18 protein-coding genes are annotated in these 15,083 nt (G+C 63.3%); 8 read left to right on the top strand and 10 right to left on the bottom strand.

All coding sequences use genetic code 11. From position 1 onward, the window contains the following. Positions 1–13: 13 nt before the first annotated feature. The 4 genes from LB569_RS18080 to LB569_RS18065 all read right to left on the bottom strand — a co-directional run bounded on the left by LB569_RS18080 (position 14) and on the right by LB569_RS18065 (position 4,241). The gene (locus LB569_RS18080; protein ID WP_224539061.1) at positions 14–1,198 is read right to left on the bottom strand and encodes a nickel/cobalt transporter; all 1,185 of its coding nucleotides are present in this window, start codon (positions 1,196–1,198) and stop codon (positions 14–16) included. After that, complete coding sequence (locus LB569_RS18075) at positions 1,195–1,863, bottom strand: DUF1007 family protein (protein ID WP_224693443.1); 669 nt, start codon at positions 1,861–1,863, stop codon at positions 1,195–1,197. Before LB569_RS18075 ends, LB569_RS18080 begins: the two co-directional genes overlap by 4 nt. A 177-nt stretch (positions 1,864–2,040) precedes the next feature. After that, positions 2,041–2,940, bottom strand: coding sequence for a LysR family transcriptional regulator (locus tag LB569_RS18070; RefSeq protein ID WP_015315874.1), 900 nt, complete (start codon positions 2,938–2,940; stop codon positions 2,041–2,043). Between the two features lie 104 nt (positions 2,941–3,044). After that, complete coding sequence (locus tag LB569_RS18065; protein ID WP_224693442.1) at positions 3,045–4,241, bottom strand: amidase; 1,197 nt, start codon at positions 4,239–4,241, stop codon at positions 3,045–3,047. Positions 4,242–4,783: 542 nt separating this feature from the next. Between LB569_RS18065 and odc2 the strand changes: the two genes are divergently transcribed. Together odc2 and LB569_RS18055 are read left to right on the top strand one after the other, a co-directional pair. Next, the gene (gene odc2, locus LB569_RS18060) at positions 4,784–5,917 is read left to right on the top strand and encodes an ornithine/lysine decarboxylase (protein WP_224693440.1); all 1,134 of its coding nucleotides are present in this window, start codon (positions 4,784–4,786) and stop codon (positions 5,915–5,917) included. Between the two features lie 140 nt (positions 5,918–6,057). Then, positions 6,058–6,627, top strand: a complete 570-nt coding sequence (locus LB569_RS18055; RefSeq protein WP_224693439.1) for a GNAT family N-acetyltransferase — start codon at positions 6,058–6,060, stop codon at positions 6,625–6,627. Positions 6,628–6,718: 91 nt separating this feature from the next. On the opposite strand, the gene LB569_RS18050 is transcribed toward LB569_RS18055, so the two are convergent. The 4 genes from LB569_RS18050 to LB569_RS18035 all read right to left on the bottom strand — a co-directional run bounded on the left by LB569_RS18050 (position 6,719) and on the right by LB569_RS18035 (position 8,763). Next, positions 6,719–7,003, bottom strand: a complete 285-nt coding sequence (locus LB569_RS18050) for an SCP2 sterol-binding domain-containing protein (protein ID WP_140704453.1) — start codon at positions 7,001–7,003, stop codon at positions 6,719–6,721. A gap of 197 nt (positions 7,004–7,200) precedes the next feature. Then, positions 7,201–7,722, bottom strand: coding sequence for a hypothetical protein (locus LB569_RS18045; RefSeq protein ID WP_224693438.1), 522 nt, complete (start codon positions 7,720–7,722; stop codon positions 7,201–7,203). A gap of 29 nt (positions 7,723–7,751) precedes the next feature. Next, positions 7,752–8,177: a hypothetical protein gene (locus LB569_RS18040; protein ID WP_224693436.1), complete on the bottom strand. Its 426-nt coding sequence runs from the start codon at positions 8,175–8,177 to the stop codon at positions 7,752–7,754. 13 nt (positions 8,178–8,190) lie between these two features. Beyond that, complete coding sequence (locus LB569_RS18035) at positions 8,191–8,763, bottom strand: rod-binding protein (RefSeq protein ID WP_181173640.1); 573 nt, start codon at positions 8,761–8,763, stop codon at positions 8,191–8,193. Between the two features lie 185 nt (positions 8,764–8,948). Between LB569_RS18035 and LB569_RS18030 the strand changes: the two genes are divergently transcribed. From LB569_RS18030 to LB569_RS18020, 3 genes are read left to right on the top strand one after another with little or no spacing between them, the layout of a single operon-like run. Further along, positions 8,949–9,782, top strand: coding sequence for a DUF1295 domain-containing protein (locus LB569_RS18030; protein WP_411970237.1), 834 nt, complete (start codon positions 8,949–8,951; stop codon positions 9,780–9,782). Continuing rightward, the gene (locus tag LB569_RS18025; RefSeq protein ID WP_224693435.1) at positions 9,779–10,807 is read left to right on the top strand and encodes an SAM-dependent methyltransferase; all 1,029 of its coding nucleotides are present in this window, start codon (positions 9,779–9,781) and stop codon (positions 10,805–10,807) included. The genes LB569_RS18030 and LB569_RS18025 overlap by 4 nt, the downstream gene beginning before the upstream one ends. Positions 10,808–10,814: 7 nt before the next feature. After that, the gene (locus LB569_RS18020; protein ID WP_224693434.1) at positions 10,815–11,393 is read left to right on the top strand and encodes a hypothetical protein; all 579 of its coding nucleotides are present in this window, start codon (positions 10,815–10,817) and stop codon (positions 11,391–11,393) included. Positions 11,394–11,399: 6 nt separating this feature from the next. On the opposite strand, the gene LB569_RS18015 is transcribed toward LB569_RS18020, so the two are convergent. Next, positions 11,400–11,810 (bottom strand): DUF2177 family protein, encoded by a 411-nt coding sequence (locus LB569_RS18015; RefSeq protein ID WP_224693486.1) that lies wholly within the window; start codon positions 11,808–11,810, stop codon positions 11,400–11,402. On the opposite strand from LB569_RS18015, the gene LB569_RS18010 reads away from it, so the two are divergent. The 3 genes from LB569_RS18010 (at position 11,806) to LB569_RS18000 (ending at position 14,687) form a co-directional block, all read left to right on the top strand. Continuing rightward, entirely contained in the window at positions 11,806–12,321 is a 516-nt protein-coding gene (locus LB569_RS18010; RefSeq protein WP_224693433.1) for a DUF2147 domain-containing protein, read from the top strand. The genes LB569_RS18015 and LB569_RS18010 overlap by 5 nt on opposite strands. Before the next feature lie 149 nt (positions 12,322–12,470). Then, the gene (locus tag LB569_RS18005; protein ID WP_224693432.1) at positions 12,471–13,817 is read left to right on the top strand and encodes an NAD(P)/FAD-dependent oxidoreductase; all 1,347 of its coding nucleotides are present in this window, start codon (positions 12,471–12,473) and stop codon (positions 13,815–13,817) included. Positions 13,818–13,832: 15 nt separating this feature from the next. Beyond that, positions 13,833–14,687, top strand: coding sequence for a DUF1365 domain-containing protein (locus tag LB569_RS18000; protein WP_224693431.1), 855 nt, complete (start codon positions 13,833–13,835; stop codon positions 14,685–14,687). A 14-nt stretch (positions 14,688–14,701) separates the two neighbouring features. Here LB569_RS18000 and LB569_RS17995 read toward each other — a convergent pair whose 3' ends face one another. Beyond that, a complete protein-coding gene (locus LB569_RS17995; protein WP_224693430.1) occupies positions 14,702–15,082 on the bottom strand; it encodes a hypothetical protein in 381 nt (126 codons plus the stop codon). Position 15,083 lies beyond the last annotated feature (1 nt).

The following is a 15,083-nucleotide window of genomic DNA, read 5'->3' as shown; positions in this document are numbered from 1 at the left end:
TCGTGGTGCAGGTCTAGACGCTGCCTGTCAGGCTCGCCGACAACAGCAGCAATCCGAACAGGAACACGAAGGCGGCGCCGCCGATCTCGACGATCGAGTGGATACGGTTGCCCATGCGGCCGTCGCCGGCGAAATAGACCGCCCAGTTCTTGGCGGTCACCGCCAGCGTCGCCAGCGCCGAGACGGTGATGGCGGTGCCGATCGACATGGCCAGCACCGACAGCAGGCCGCCAAGCCAGAGCCCGTTGAGCAGCGCGAAGCTGAGTACGATCAGCGCGCCGGAGCAGGGGCGGATGCCGACCGCCGCCACCGCCGACCATGCGGTGCGCCAATCGAAGCGGTCGCCCGACAGCAGCGCCGGATCGGGCGCATGCGAGTGGCCGCAGGTGTCGCAGACCTCGCCCGCATGGTCGTGATGCGCATGGTCATGGGCGCCGTGATCATGATGATGGTCATGCGCGCTGTGGTCATCGTGCGAATGATCATGGGCATGGTCGTGGTCGTCATGCACGTGAAGCGCGTGCGAATGGGCATGCGCCGAGTGGGCTGCGTGCGAATGGCCTGCATGGGAATGCCCGGCGTGAGAATGCCCGGCATGAGCCGCCGACAGGCTATAGGCCGGCCCCTTGCCAAACAGGCGCAGGACGGCGGGGCCGAGCTTGCGCCACAAAAGCCAGGCGCCGAAGAGGGTGACCAGGGCAAAGCTCATGATTTCCATGAACCAGGCCGCGTCGGTCATCGAGATGGTGGTGCCACGCAGGACGAAATAGGCAAGCAGCATCACCAGGATCGCCGTCAGGCCCTGCAGCAGCGCCGAGACGAAGGACAACAGGATGCCGCGCTTGAGCGCCACTTCGTTGGCCACCATATAGGACGAGATGACGGCCTTGCCGTGGCCGGGGCCGGCGGCGTGGAAAATGCCATAGGCGAAGGACAAGCCGATGAGCACCCAGAGCTTGCTGTTGTCCTGGCGCATCGCCTTCATCGCCGTCGCCAGCGCGCGGTAGAATTCCTGCTGCCTGAGATTGATCCACATCAGGATATGGGCGAAGGGGCCGGTGGTCGGCGCCATGCCGTCATTGACGCCGATGCCGAGCGAACTCTGGGCGTGCGCCATGCTGGCGAAATGCATCGTGACAAAGGCGACGGCCAAAAGGCTGAACGCCAAGCGCAGGGATGGTTTCGTCACCGGATTCATCCTTCTGGCTGACAGGTCAGTTCGAGCTTGGTGGCAAAGATCTTGCTCATGTCGGTGCCTGTCGGATCGTTGAAGAAGGCATCCGTCAGGGTCTTCTGGTTTTCCTTGATGGCTTCGTCCGGGTCCGGCCGAACGACCTTGCTGGTGCAGTTCGACGGCAGGCCTGCGACCGTGATGTTGGAGTCCTCGGTGAAGTCGATCGCCGTGTAGAAGGTGGGGTCGTAGACGCCTATGTCGATGGTGCCGGTCAGCTTGATCGGCACCTTGGGTTCGGATTCGAACAGGATGATCAATTGGTCGTTGTCGAAATTGGCCATCAGATGCGGCGGCGGCACCATCGTCACGTCCTTGCCGTTCTGCGTGACGAGCTGGAAGTAATTGAACTCGGCCAGCGAGGCATGGACGGTGTCGGCGACCTCCTTCAGCTCCTTGTCGTCAAGCTTCAGGTCGGAGTTCTTGTCGAACTCCATCATCACCGTACTCGAAAACAGGTCGTCGAAGCGCCAGAGATGGCGCAGCGCTTTCACACTTTGGTGATCCGGTGACAGGATCACGTCGAGGCGTGCCTCGGCGAAGACGTGCGGATGCACCTCGGCCGGTCCCGTCGCGGCGAAAGTCGCCGCCAGGGTCGAAGCCAGCGTGATTGCGTGCCGTTTCAAATGCATTCGCGGTCGCGATTCCCTTGGCTTCGAGAGCGTTGTCGAAGGTTACCAGAAAGGGGGCGAAATTGGGACTGTCGGCACATGTCACCCAAAAGTGCGCGGCTGTTCCGATGCAACGACCGGACGCGACCAGGATTCAAAGCGCATCGCGGAGCGACGCACCTCCAGGGCTGAGGCAGTTCAGGCGCTTTCGCGCGTCCTGAACCACTGCACCAGGAAGTCGACGAAAACGCGCACCTTCGCCGGCAGGTAACGGCGATGCGGATAGACTGCGAAGATGCCGCCGCCCGACAGGATGCGGTCGTCGAGCACCGCCACCAATTGGCCGCTCTTGAGGTCGGGCGCGGCGATGAAATCCGGCAGGATGCAAAATCCCAGCCCCGACAAGGCCGCGGCGCGGGCCGCCATCGGGCTGTTGACCTCGATCGGGCCCGACACGGCAATACTCACCGGATCGCCATTGTCGCCCTTGAACGGCCAGTTGTTCAGGCCGCGGCCATTGGTGTCGACGATGCAGGGCATGTGGCCGAGATCCTGCGGCCGCGTCGGCATGCCATGCTTGGCGATCAGTTCGGGAGAGCCGCACAGCTTGATCGAAAACGGCGCCAGCCGTCTGGCGATCAGCGACGAGTTCTCCAGGCGCGAGATGCGCACGGCGAGGTCGAAGCCTTCCTCGACCAGATCGACGAAGCGGTCGTCGAGCTGGATGTCGAGCACGATGTCGGGATACTGCTTGGCGAAGTCGATCAGCGACTGGCCGATCGGCGCGTCGGCGAAGGTGCGTGGCGCCGACAGCTTGATCCGGCCGCGCACGTCGCCGGAAGATTCGCGCACGGCATCGGCCAGGCTGTCGACTTCGCGCACGATCTCCGAGGCGCGGCGGTAGTAGGTATGGCCGGCCTCGGTCATCGAGAACTGGCGCGTCGTGCGGTTCAGCAGCAGCGCGCCGAGTTCGTCCTCCAGCTCGCGCACATATTTCGACAGCAGCGCCTTGGAGCGGCCGATCTTGCGCGCCGCCGCCGAAAAGCCCTCGGCCTCGACGACGTCGATGAAGGCGCGCATGCGGGTCAATGTGTCCATGGTTCAGGCCTTTTGTGCTGCGTCCAAAGCGCGGCGCGTCGAAACGGATTCATGCGACGCGCTTTGGGTGTTGTTTGATGCATGTCGTTGTCGCAAAACCGAGGTCACTTTTGCGCGACATGCATTAGAAGTTTCCTGCCGAGCCGTATCAGGGCAATGTCGCTGCCGGAAGGGCCAAGCAGCGACAGGCCGAACGGAGCGCCGGCGACCGAGCCGATCGGCAAGGTGATTTGCGGGAAGCCGGAGAGCCCGGCCAGGCACAGGAGATGCAAGGCGCGCTCGCGATAGGCCTGGAACTGCTCCGGCGTGCTGTCGACGTAGGGCGCGGGGCCCGGCACCGTCGGCAGGACCAGGACGCCGTCCTTGCCGAGCAAGGCGTTCAGTTCGCCGCGGAACGTCAGCCGACGCACTTTCTCGGCCTGGGCCGTGCGGTCGTCGACGGCGCGGCCGAAGCCGAAACGCTCCTCGACGCCGGGTCCGAGGTCGCGCTCGCCGCTGGTGATCCAATCGCCATGCACCGCCCAGGCTTCCCTGGCCTGCAGCCGGCGAAAGCACCAGTAGAGTTCGTCCGGGGAGGAGCTGAAGCGCATCGTCGGCATCGCCGGCATGCCGAACACCGCGCTCGCCAGCGCCTTCATTTCCGCATATTCGGCGAGCGCCGGGCGGGCGACCATTTCGTCCAGCCAGGCGAGCGAGAGCGGGCGGTCCAGGGAATGTTGATGCGGGTCGCGGCCAAGCAGCAGCTTGCCGACGGTCTCGTAGGTCTCGATGTCGTCGGCGAACCAGCCGAACGTGTCGAAGCTCGGCGCCAGCCGCATGGTGCCGTCGAGGGAAATGCGGCCATGGGTGGTGCGCAGCCCAATCAGCCCGCAGAAACTCGCCGGCGCGCGAATCGAACCCCCGGTGTCGGACCCCGTGGCGATGTCGGCCAGCCTGCCCGCCACCGCCGCCGCCGACCCCGACGACGAACCGCCGGTGACACGGTCGGGAGCCGCGGGATTCACCGGAAACGGAAAATGCGCATTCTGGCCGAACAAAGCGAAGGCGAGCTCGTCGGTCTGGGTCTTGCCGATGAAACGCGCACCGGCGTCGAGAATCGTCTGCACGGCGGGTGCCGTGCGCGAAGCGGCATGGCTTCCGGCGAATTTCTGCAAATTGCCGCAACCGGTGCGGTAGCCGGCAACGTCGTAAATGTCCTTGACCGCCAGCCGCAGCCCGGCCAGGGGGCCAAGTTCGGCATGCGCCACCGGCATCCGGCGAAGGTCGAGGAAGGCGTGGAGGGGGCCGTGCGTGCCTGTCATCGTTCGATATCCGGATACAGTCGCGCCAACATTGTTCGATGCCAGAAATTTTACAACCTGGGATACGATTTTTATTGATTGTGAAATGCTTCGCCCCTATATCGCGCTTGCCCAAAGTCGCACGTGCCTGTGGGTGTCCGCCGATCCTCGAATGGTGAGGGAAATCGGTAAGGTAACTGGAGCCAACCCCTCCAGTCGGTTTAGCGGCCAACCGCCAGACCGAGGACACCTTGAAGCAACGACGGTGCGGGCCTTTCTGGTTCTCTTCCGGTTGTCCAAAGACCGGGGTTACTGAAGAGGCACACCTTCATTGCCGGCAGTGCGGAACGGGGTTCTCCCAATCCAAGCCAAGGCAGACAAAGCGAACCGAAGCCGGGCAAGGCCAAGGTTCATCGCCGCGAGACGGCGTTTCATGGTTCCGGGGTCTCCACCGGCTGGTTCCATGGATTTTCCGTCCCGCCTTTGTTTGACCGCGTGTTCGCGAGGCCGACAGCCCGCGTCCGCACCCTTGCGCGCGCCGAAAGGCGTGATGGAGAAACCCGATGGCCACCCAGCGTATCCTCGACTTCCTCGCCACCCGACGTCCGTCCGGCCCCTGCCTCGTCGTCGACCTCGATGTCGTGCGCGACAATTTCCGCGCCTTCGAGAAGGCTCTGCCCGATTCCAAGATCTACTACGCGGTGAAAGCAAACCCGGCGCCGGAAATCCTGCGCCTCCTTGCTGCGATGGGCTCGTCCTTCGACACCGCTTCCGTTGCCGAAGTCGAGATGGCGATGGACGCCGGTGCGCCGGCGGACCGCATCTCCTTCGGCAACACCATCAAGAAGGAGCGTGACATCGCACGCGCCTACCAGCTCGGCATCAGGCTGTTCGCGGTCGATTGCGTCGAGGAGGTCGAGAAGATCGCCCGCGTCGCTCCAGGCTCCCGCGTGTTCTGCCGCGTTTTGACCGATGGCGAAGGCGCCGAATGGCCGCTGTCGCGCAAGTTCGGCTGCGTGCCCGCGATGGCCGTCGACGTGCTGCGCCATGCCAAGGGCCTTGGCCTCGACGCCTATGGCGTGTCGTTCCATGTCGGCTCGCAGCAGACGGACCTGACCGCCTGGGACCGCGCGCTGGGCGATGCCAAGAAGGTGTTCGCGACGCTGGCCGACGAAGGCATCGTCTTGAAGATGGTCAATATGGGCGGCGGCTTCCCGACCCGTTACCTGAAGGACGTGCCGGTGGCGCAGGCCTATGGCCAGGCGATCTTCTCGGCGCTGCGCAAGCATTTCGGCAATGCGCTGCCCGAGACCATCATCGAGCCGGGCCGCGGCATGGTCGGCAATGCCGGCGTCATCAAGTCGGAAGTCGTGCTGATCTCGAAGAAGGCCGATAACGACAATGTGCGCTGGGTGTTCCTCGACATCGGCAAGTTCGGCGGTCTCGCCGAGACGATGGACGAGGCGATCCGCTACCCGCTGGTCACCCGCCATGACGGCTCGGAGACGGCACCTTGCGTGCTCGCCGGCCCGACCTGCGATTCGGCCGACGTGATGTACGAGAAGACGCCCTATCCGCTGCCTTTATCGCTGACCATCGGCGACGAGGTGCTGATCGAAGGCACCGGAGCCTACACGACCACCTACTCGGCGGTCGCCTTCAACGGCTTCGAGCCTCTCCGATCCTACGTGATCTGACGGTTCTTTTTTCCGCGCGTTTTCGGCCACCACTTCGCCTGAAAATGCGCTGAGAACCGGTCAGGTCATCCGGCGCGGGCGCTTGTCGTCCGCCCGGCTTCGCTTGTGGAACAGATCTCCGCTCGCCAGGGATTGCGGAAATGGAAATGTCAGTTGAAATCGTAGCTCATGCGCCGGCTTTCGCCATGGTCGCCGAAACCGTTGCCGACGTCGCGGCGCGCGAAGCCTTGCTCGATCGCGCCATGGGGCCGAAGCGCAAGACCAAGTCCTCGGAGAAGCTGCGGCGCGGCCGTAGGCCCTCGGAAGGCCTTGCCTTCGTCGCGCGCGATGGGTCGGGCGGCGTGGCCGGCACGGTGCGGCTATGGGACGTCACGCTGGGCGAGGGCGGTTCGGCGGCGCTGCTGCTCGGCCCGCTCGCCGTCGATCCCTCGCTCAAGAGCGCCGGCATCGGCTCGGCGCTGATGCGTCATGCGATCGCGGAGGCCGGGCGCCTCGGCCACGCCGCGATCCTGCTGGTCGGCGACGCGCCTTACTATGGGCGCTTCGGGTTTTCGGCCGCCAGGACCGGTGCGCTCGCCATGCCTGGACCTTACGAGCGGCACCGCCTGCTGGCGCTGGAACTGGTGGAAGGCGCCCTCGACGGCGCCAAGGGCACGCTGAAGGCATCCGGCCGCAAGCTCAAGGGGCAGGCGCCGACGCTGGCTGCGTGAGGCTTCAAGCTCGACCGCCATGCAAACAAAACGCCGCCTCGGAACGGCGGCGTTTTGTCATCTCAAAGCCGCTTCTGGCGGCGACGTCCGTTCAGCCGATCAACTGGCTCAGAGCCATGGCGACAGTCATGTCGCCTTCGACCTTTATCTTGCCGGTCATGAACGCCATGGTCGGGTTCAGGTCGCCCGCGATCAGCGACTCCAGATCGTCGAGCGACAGCTTGATGGTGCAGTCGGTGGGAGCGTCCGTGGTCGAGACGGTCGCGCCGTCGATGACGATGACGCCGTCGCTGCCGGTGTCGAACTTCACGGAACGGTCGAAGCCGCTGCTGGCCACGCGCGACTTGATCTTCTCGGCAATATCCTGAACGCTCACGCTGTTCTCCCTGTCTGGTTGCATCTGCTGCATCGGTCACGCGACGGTACTTCGGCCCAGCCGAAGTCCGTGCGGCATCAACTGGCGATCATGATCGCTGCCGCATATAGCTTTGGATTGACGTTTACGTCAACGCGAATTGCAGGAATTGTCTCGGACGCCGGCTGCATCGGGACCACCGGCGCCGGGCCGATGGCTCAATGCGCGCTGACCGGCTTTGGCGTCTCGGGCGCCGTGGCGGCGGACTCCTGCCGGCGGCGCAGCCAATTGTCGCGAATCTCATCCTTGCTCAGGAAATTGACCTGATCGATCAGCACTTCATGCACCAGGGTTGCGCCGACGCGGGTGTTGACGGTGTCGCGGATCGCCGCGCGAAAGGCATCGAGGTCGACCGTTGCCTTCTTGGTGAAGTCGATCTGGGGATGGGCGTAGAGATAGCTGTAGACCTCGTCCGTAATCAGCGCCTCGGCGGGGATCGACAGCTTCTTTATCTGTTCCGGCTCGACGGTGTAGACGAGCTTGGCCAGGAAGTAGCCGTCGATCTTTGAATCGTGGATCAGCGGCACCGAAATGATGTCGGTCTTGACGTAGTCCAGCCCGCCCAGCATCGGCTTGGGTTTCTCGCCGACGCCCTGTTCACCGGCGGCCTGGAAGGAATAGAACACCGCGCCGAGCGTGGCGGCGCAGATCCAGACCGCTATGGCGATGACCTTGATCATTTTGAACCCGAGCCCGGCATCGCCGCGCCCTAACCTTTCATCCTGCCGAACTCGCCGGCGGAGTAGGTGCCATCGGTCTCGGCGCGCTGGATGGCGCTGCGCAGCAGGCTGGCGACCTCGTTGACGGCGCTCAGATGCGCCAGGATCGCGGCCTCGTTCTTCGCCAGCTTCTGGCGCAGCCGGGTCAAGCCCTCGCGGTGCTGCTCGAGGAATTCCGCTTCGCTGCCGCCCTTCATGGCCCGGGTCAGCTCGTAGAGATAGCGGCTCTTGCGGGCGTTCGACGCCTTGAGGTCATAGCTGGTGTCGTTGCGGATGCCGGCGGTTTCTTCCTCGACCACCTCCTCGATGCGGCGGATGATGGCGGCAAGGTTTCCAGGCCGTGCGAAAGGGGTCGAAGCGTCCGACGCGGTCGTGCGCGCGGGCAGCTTGGCGGTGAATTCCGAAGAGTCGGCCATGTGTTTCCCAGTCCTAGATCTTGATGTCTGTTTTTATGGTTGTCTCGTCGCCGGTCATCGACCTGGCGGCCTTGCGCTGCAGTTCCTGGACGAGCGAGGTGGACAGACGGGTCTGCTGATCGATCTCTGTCTTTTCCGGCCCATTCGAAACCGGGCCGATCGGAACCTTGCGCTTGCCGTCCATGTAGTGGTCGGCGAGCAGCGACTTGGCGATGCCGATGCCGCCGCGGTCTGCCATGACGTCGGCGACGCGCTCGGCGAGCTGCGATTTCCACATGTCGCCGGCGAGACCCGTGCCGTAGACGCCCTCGGTGTCCTTGGGCAGCATGTTCTGGATGAAGGTCTGAAGGACCATCGCCTCGAACTTCTTGAACTTCTTGGCCGGGTCGGCCGTCGCGGCGGCCTTGTCAGCCGTCGCCCGCGACAGGATCGAGCCGGCATCGACCGAAGCCGCGCTGTCGACCGAAAACGTGCCGGCAACGCCGCCCGCACGCCTGGTCAGCGCGGCGCGCGCAGCCTCGATATCAGCCGGTTCCGCGGCTCGGGCGACATCCATCACGATGTCGCTGGGTGGAGAAATCGCCAAGAAAGTCCGCCTTTTGCCGGTTTTCCTTAGCCAGGACCATGCCTCAACAAGCTTGTGGCAGGCTTGCCGGTCCGAATTCGTCCGTTCGTCCATGATCGGCGCGGCAAACCGCAAGGATGACGGAAACTTGCCGCCTCGCGGATCCGTTACTCACCCAAAGAGATCGCCATGTGCCGGGCTATGACGTGACATTTGCAGCTTTGTTCGTCGGTGTGGGAATTTGCCTGTCGCTTGCCATGTCGACGGCGTGGTTTGTCGCCATTCGCAGCGGCAAGTCGGGCTGCGTGGATGCTATCTGGTCGTTCGCGGTGGGCGCAGCCGGCATCGCCATGGCGCTTGTTCCATTGCCCGGCTGGCAGCAATCCTTGACGAGGCCGGTGATCGTGGCGCTGCTCGCGGCAATCTGGTCGATCAGGCTTGGCCTGCATATCGCGGTCAGAACCCTGCGCGGCGGCGACGATCCGCGTTACGCGCAGCTGCGCAGCGAATGGGGCAAGGATTTTCCACGCCGGCTGTTCTGGTTCCTGCAGATACAGGCCGGCGCCGCCCTTCTGCTCGCCGTCTCCATCTTCGCGGCAGCTCGCAATCCGGCGCCGCAACTTCAAATCGGCGATTGGCTGGGCATCGCCATTCTGGTCATTGCCATCCTTGGCGAAGGCCTGGCCGACCGCCAGCTTGGGCGGTTTCGCGAAAATCCCGCCAACAAGGGGAGGGTCTGCGATGTCGGCCTCTGGGGGCTTTCACGCCATCCCAACTATTTCTTCGAGTGGTTAGGCTGGTTGGCCTATGTCGCCATCGCACTGGATTTTAACGGCAGCTACCCATGGGGTTGGGTCGCCGTCTCCGGCCCGCTCTTCATGTACTGGCTTCTGGTTCATGTATCCGGCATCCCGCCGCTTGAGGCGCATATGCTGAAAACGCGCGGCGAGACGTTTCGTGCCTACCAAGCGCGCGTCAACGCATTCTGGCCGGGGCCTCGCCACATCCCAACGCAAACCTCGAAGGGTCAAGCCTCGTGAGCCTTATCGCATCCGCCATACGCACCGTCGAACGAAGTCCGTTCCCGGATCCGGTGACCAGGACGGGCATCGGCTTCTTGGTCGGGCGCACTCGCAGAAACCTCCTGGACAGCCCTGCCACGCATGAACAGGCCTTCGCCCGCGCAATGGCCAATCATCCGATTGCCGAGCACACGCAAACCGCAAACGAACAGCACTACGAATTGCCACCGGCTTTCTTCGGGCTGGTGCTCGGGCCGCGTCGCAAATATTCCTCCTGTCTTTACCAGCGCGGCGACGAAAGCCTGGCGGAGGCCGAGGTGCTCGCACTGGAAGAGACTGTAGCCCACGCCGATCTCGCCAATGGCCACGATATCCTCGAGCTCGGCTGCGGCTGGGGGTCGCTCACGCTGTTCATGGCGGAGCGATTTCCTGGAGCCAGGGTGACGGCGGTTTCCAACTCGTCGCCCCAGAGGGCATACATAGAAGCGCGGGCCCGGGAAAAAGGTCTCGCAAACATTCGAGTCATAACCGCCGACATGAACAGTTTTCATCCGGGCGGCATATTCGACCGTATCGTCTCGGTCGAGATGTTCGAGCACATGTCGAACTGGCAAAAGCTGCTTGAACGCGTTCAATCCTGGTTGGCGCCGCAGGGCCGCCTTTTCATCCATGTCTTTACGCATAAAAGCCGGTCATACCGGTTTGACCATCGCGACAAGTCGGACTGGATTGCGCAGCACTTCTTCACCGGCGGCATCATGCCGAGCCACGATCTGATCCGGCAGTTCCCAGGCCTGTTCGACGTCGAGCGGGAATGGCGATGGGATGGTCGCAACTATCAGCGTACCGCAAATCACTGGCTCGCCAACATGGACGCCCGCCGGCCTGAGATCGACCGCATTCTCACGGAGGTCTATGGCAAGGATGCCTTGATCTGGCGGCGGCGCTGGCGCCTGTTCTTCCTCGCGACCGCTGGCTTGTTCGGGCATGCCAATGGTGAGGAGTGGGGCGTCAGCCACTATCTGCTGCGCGCGGCCGCATAGATCGGGAATGGCTGTCGGATCGGGAAAGCTGAGCAGGTTCTGGAACGCGGCAAGAACCTACTTTGCCCATGACGATCCGCTCGTTGCCACCGCCAATCTGGTTGCTCTTGTCGTGCTGTGGAACCAGCCTTTCTATCCGCTCTATGTCTACTGGTCGGTCGGCCCCGACATCGCGCCTACCTGCTACACGTTCATCTCGACGCCGTTCTTCCTGGCGGTGCCGGCACTTGCGCGCGTCAATGGCCGTGCCGGGCGTGCGTTGCTGCCGTTGGCCGGAATAGGCAACACGGTGCTCAGTGCCAAGGTGTTCGGCGTCGCGTCCGGAGTGGAGATCTTTCTGTTGCCTTGCGTGCTGCTCGGCTTCGTGCTGTTCCGGCCTACCGAGCGTGTAATCTCGATCGTCATAGCCGCCGCCGGTTTGCTGGCCTTCACGGCCCTGCACGGGCATTACGGCGAGCCCGTTCATACGTATTCGGTGGAGGAGTATGCCGGTTTTCTGAAAATGAACGCCCTGAGCGCCGGGACGCTGACGGCCTTCATCGGTCTTCTGGTGATGGACCTGATTGGCCGCCGGGTCGGAGGCTGAGGTCGATCAAGGCGTTCTCGACAGCCCGCTGGAGACGAGAAAGCCCGCCGTCGCGGCGATAGCGGTGAGCACGGTTCCCCAGCAGATGTCAGCCATGGTGACCGCGACCGGCCAGTTCTTCAGCGTCGCCTGGTTGGTCAGATCGTAGGTGGCATAGGCGCAAAGGCCGAACACTGCGCCGTGCATCGCGGCGATTGTCCATGAGCCGGTCCGCAAGCCGGGTTGCACTGCCAGGTAGACGATGCCCGCGATGTAGATGACGTAGAAAAGCGCCGCCGCCTTGGCGTTGAAATCGTCGAGCAGGATCGGACCCAGCAGCGGCTTGTAGAGCCGGCTGCTCATCACCGTCAGCCAGACGGCGTCGATGCACAGGAACACAACCGCCGTCGTCAGATAGGCGGTGCCGTAGGTCTTGATCATCTTCGCTCCAGAATTGGCGTTGGCCGTTGTCGCAGCAACGGTTTTGAGCGGGGATAGTTTCGGCCGGCCGAAACTCACCCCGCATATCGCCCGTAGCTCCATAAAACGGATGATAGGGCGCGTGATGAACCGAGTGGCAGCGGGGGCAAGTCTGATTATTTTTGTTTCGTTCCCAGGATCGGCGTTTGCCGCATCTGCACCTGATCCGAGCGGTATATGGAACCGTGGAGACGGCAATGCGAAGGTGCGGATCGCCCCCTGCGGATCGAACATCTGCGCCACCAATGTCTGGATCAAAGACACCAGCGGCGGTGAAGCCGTCGGCGACAAGCTGGTGATGACGCTGAAACCGAAGTCCGCCGATACGCTGGCCGGCAAGGCCTTCGATGCAAAGCGCTCGCTGACCTATGCGATCCAGCTCAAGGTGGCCGGCAAGAGCCTTGTCACGCGGGGCTGCGTCGTTGGCGGTCTGGTCTGCAAGTCGGTCAATTGGTCCCGTGCCCGCTGACGACCGGGGTACAGGTCGGATCAGAGGTCCTTTGCGGCCGAAAATATCCACTTCTACACGGTGAAACTCACGCCGGATCCTCCCGTATCTACAAGCATCCCCGGGTGCCACTTGCGCCTTATAGATTTGATTTCCAACAAGGATTATCGATGAACATCGTGCCCATCAGCCGTGGCCGCCCGAACGGCAGAAAAAAGATCGCGGTCATCGGTTCGGGCATTTCCGGGGCCGCGGCCGCATGGGCTCTGCATCCGGGTGCGGACGTTACACTCTATGAAGCTTCGGACCGTGCGGGCGGTCACACCGCAACCGTCGACATCGACTATGACGGCACGCCGATTTCCGTCGATACCGGCTTCATCGTCTACAACGAGTTGGCCTATCCGGATCTGACCGCGCTGTTTTCGCGCCTTGATGTCGCCACGCATGAGAGCGACATGGGCTTTTCGCTTTCACTCGACGGCGGCAAGCTCGAATGGTGCGGTTCGACGCTGCGCACCATATTCGCCCAGAAACGCAACTTCTTTTCGCCCGGCTTCCTGTGGATGCTGCGTGAAATCCTGCGTTTCAACAAGGCATGCGTCGCCGAGCGCGACAACGGCACGCTGGGTAATGTGTCGATCGGAGACTATCTTCGCACCCGCGGCTTCTCGGCGGGTTTTCGCGACAATTATCTCATCCCGATGGCTGCGGCGATCTGGTCGACACCACGCGCCAAGATGCTGGATTATCCAGCCGCGAGCTTCATCAGCTTTTTCGAGAACCATCGGCTGATCGACAACGATACGCGCCCCGTTTGGCGAACCGTCAGCGGCGGTTCGCGCAACTATCTGCGCAAGCTGCTGGCGCCGCTCGGATCGAGGCTGCGGCTGTCATCGCCCGTCAAGACGGTGGTCCGCGATGCGCTCGGCATCACGGTATGGGCCGGCGACGACGCGCCGGAGCGGTTCGACAATGTCATTGTTGCTGGCCATAGCAATCAGGCATTGGCCATGCTCGGCGATGCAACGAGCGTCGAAGAATCGGTCCTGTCGTCCATACCTTATCGCCCCAACCGTGTCGTGCTTCACAGGGACCCGCGGCTGATGCCGAAGCGGCGGGCGGCATGGGCGGCGTGGAATTATCTGCGCTGCTCCTCTGACGGCGCGGAACCCGAAGTGTCGGTCACGTACTGGATGAACCGGCTGCAAGGGATCGACGCCGCAAGGCCGCTGTTTGTTTCGCTCAATCCGGTCGTCGAGCCGCGCCCGGATCTGATCTTCGGCGAGTGGACGTTCGAGCATCCGCAGTACGACGCCCGCGCCTTGTCGGCGCAGGCCCGTCTCGATGATATCCAAGGCGTGCGCGGCACTTACTTTGCCGGCGCGTGGACCGGCCATGGTTTCCATGAGGACGGCTTGCGCTCGGGCCTGAACGCGGCGATCTCGCTTGGCGCCAAAGTCCCGTGGCGCAGGAGCGAGGAGGCTTTGTCCACCGCGTTCCTGGCGGCGGAATAGCGGCAGGTCGCGGCCATGGAACAACGCGTCACCACACTGGAGCGGAACGGTCCGCCGCCGCAAGCGGCCGGCGTGCTCTATCCGGGTGAAGTCATGCATGCGCGGCTGAAGCCGTTCGGCCACCGCTTCGTCTATCGTGTGTTCTCGTTGCTGGTCGACATAGACAGACTTGCCGAGCTCGGTCGCATGACATGGCTGTTGGGAGTCAATCGGTCTGGTCTGGCCTCCTTCCATGAGAGCGATCACGTCGAAACCCCGGGCGAAACCTTGCGGGCCTTTGCCGACCGGCAACTCGCCGACGCCGGCCTGGGCAAGCCTGCGGTGCGCGTGCTGTTGCTCGCCTATCCCCGCATCCTGGGCTACGTCTTCAATCCGATCTCGGTCTATTTCTGCTACGGCGATGCCGGCGCGCTGATCGCCCTGATCTACGCCGTGCGCAACACGTTCGGCGGCCGGCATATCTACGTGGCGCCGATCCGAACGGGCGAACTCGGTCCCGGCGGAGTGCGTCAGACTCAGGCCAAGGTCTTCCACGTCTCACCATTCATAGGGATGGATGCGCGTTATCACTTTCGCATCCTACCGCCAGGCAAGACCGTCAGGCTTCGCATCCATGAGACGGAAAATGGCGAGCCGTTGCTGTCGGCGACCTTTGCAGCAACCGCCCGTCCACTTGCCACGCAGGAGCTTGGAGCGTGTCTGGTCAAGTTTCCCTTCGTGACGGTGAAGATCATCGCCGGCATTCACTGGGAAGCATTGAAGCTTTGGCTGAAAGGCGCGCGCTTCCATCCGAGCCCTGCCATGCCGAAGGGCAACGATGCACGACACGGCACGGTCAAGGTGCTGGAGCCAGGTGCCATCGCCAAGTGAGGCGTGCGAAGCGGCTATTCCTGCCGCTTCTGCGCGATCAGGTCCAGCCGCTCGCGGTCCGATCTCTCGCGCTCGTCGCGGTTGCGCACGTCCTTGTAGGCACGCTCCACCATGTTGGTGCGGGCGGTGGCGGCGGCGATGAGGCCGGCTTCCTGCCTGGCGCTTTCCAGGCTTGCCTCCTGGCGCAGGGCGGCCTGGGCGATGCGGCGATGATACAGGTCGGGGAACAGGCCGGAAAGGGAATCGTCCTGGTCGAAATAGCCCATCAATTCGCGGGCTTCGGTCTCGGCGGCGCTTGCCGCCGCCACGAAGGTGGCGTGGCGGGTCTCGTGCAGGGCCTTCAGCTGTTCCTGCACCTTGACCAGTTTCTTCAGGCGATCCTTGCGCGTGCTCATG

It is taken from the genome of Mesorhizobium sp. BH1-1-4 (assembly GCF_020165665.1).
In the GTDB taxonomy this organism is placed as follows: domain Bacteria; phylum Pseudomonadota; class Alphaproteobacteria; order Rhizobiales; family Rhizobiaceae; genus Mesorhizobium.
Note: the sequence above shows the minus strand (reverse complement) of the source record. Positions and strands in the feature narration are given on the sequence as shown.